Annotated in this window: 1 protein-coding gene; it reads left to right on the top strand. The window is 38.4% G+C overall.

Annotated elements, in window-relative coordinates:
• Positions 1-358 precede the first annotated feature (358 nt).
• Positions 359-2,068: a diguanylate cyclase domain-containing protein gene (locus AACU59_RS05230; RefSeq protein ID WP_337247332.1), complete on the top strand. Its 1,710-nt coding sequence runs from the start codon at positions 359-361 to the stop codon at positions 2,066-2,068.
• Positions 2,069-2,086: the final 18 nt, after the last annotated feature.

The raw sequence follows: 2,086 nt of genomic DNA, 5'->3' as shown, positions 1-2,086 counted from the left end.
CATCCAATAGCGAGCATGGCACATAGCGATTTTTAGACAAGCTCACTACCTCAAGAATAATAAACCTTTAAAAACAATGAATTACCAACATTAAGATGATATGGGAATGGTATCTAGACCATGGGCGGGTTTAAAGGAAATATCAGTAACTAATTTATCAGCTCGATTCGACTAAATTTAGCAAGTATTAATCCATGAGTCGTATAGCATCTCATTAACTCTAAATTAGCACCATTTAAGTAGTAAGCTATGCCAAAAATTAGACTAAAGTTAATACTAGATCATCAAACTAATTGATATATTTGACTATTAAGACTTAGTTGAAACATCGCTCAACTGATAAGGAGATCCTCAACTCGTGAACTCTAGTATTAAAGTCACACTGTGGGCTTTCATCGCATTAGGTTTCAGTGTAATCAATGCCTATGCGGCTATGGATCCTAAAGATAAATTTCTCCAAGCATTGGAGGGCATTGAGCAGATCACCTATTCATTACCGATCAAGGCAAAAGCACAAATTAGTGAACTAGAAGAAGACTACATCATATTGTCACAGCCTTCCGCTCTCGTTGTACGTTACTATTTAGCCAAAGCAACTGTATATGGGCTACTAGAGGAATATGATAGGAGCTTAGAAGCGGCACAATTAGGATTAAAGCGAACAGAACACACCAACGTTGAAACGCTCACTCTCAAACTAAGAGAGATTCAAGCTTTACGGCACCAAAAAGTCGACGTGTTGCCGAAACTTGACGCACTGTTAGTTGAAGCAGGAAACGATCACAATGCACAAATCGAATCAGAAGTATTACTAGCTAAAAGCCTCTATTACCAAGAGCAAGGCGAGTTTAAAAAATCGTACGCCGCAATAATGACCTCAATTGATACAGCAAAATCCATTGATAACAAAGAGTTAATGGAGAGAATATCTCACGGTCTAGGTCAAATACTGGTTCAGCTACAAGATTTTGATCGTTCACAACTGTTACTTGAAAATTCCTACAGTTACTTCAAGCAGCGTAAAATGTCTTATAGCCAATTGGTTAGCTTACTCGACATCTCTAAGTTGCAAGAGTCACGTAATCAAATCACGGCGGCGATCGAAACCTATAAAACCGCACTCAAGCTAGCACAAATACTGGGTGACGGGCGACATCGCTTTCGTATTAACATCGAACTTGCACGGCTTTATCGAGATACCAACAACCGAGATCAAATGCGCTTTTTCTTGAAAAAAGCAGAGGAACTGCAGTACAGAGAAAGCCAACCAGGCTACCTTGCCACTTTTCAGCTATTACAAACACAAGATCTATTGGAACAAAAACGCTACGGTGAAGTGATTGAATTTGTAGAACCACTCATTGCGCATATCAAACAAAGATCAAATCTACTTATTCAACAGATAGAGTTGTTAAAAGTGGCAGCACAGGCTTATGCTGGACAAAATAACTACAAACAAGCCTATGAAACTTATGATTTTTATCATTTACGATCGCTCACACTTCGCAATGTTGAACAGATAGAGAACTTACAGAGACAACAAATGTTGTTTGATCTTGAGCGTCTACAATATGAAAATCAGGATCTAAACTGGAACAACGTACTTCAAAAGCTAGAAATTGAAAACCATCAGAAAACGTTTCATCTATTAGGTGAAATTGTCTTTTTCCTTGCTCTTGCATTAATCGGATTATTGGTCATATTTATCTGGGCCAACCGCTCTCGCATCAAAATGGGCATGCTTGCCAAAACGGACACCTTGACTGGCTTGTATAATCGACGCTACATGGAAGAACGATTTGCAAAACATCAATCCAAATCTTACCAAAATAGTAGCGAAGCGCTTATTAAACTCGCACAACGGATTTTGATGTGGCAACAGACTTGGTTCAAAGGTCAATCTTCACCTAAAAAAAACGCCGAACCATTCGACTCAGCGCAATTAGACGAACAAATCCAACATAATGAAGATGCAAAACCGATTAGCCTTATTTTGACCGATATTGATTATTTTAAAGTCATTAATGACACTTATGGTGACGAATTCGGCGATCAAGTATTAGTGTAAATTGCGTATGTCTTTAAG

It is taken from the genome of Vibrio sp. V23_P3S9T160 (genome assembly GCF_963886625.1).
GTDB classification, from domain to species: Bacteria; Pseudomonadota; Gammaproteobacteria; order Enterobacterales; family Vibrionaceae; genus Vibrio; species Vibrio anguillarum.
Note: the sequence above shows the minus strand (reverse complement) of the source record. Positions and strands in the feature narration are given on the sequence as shown.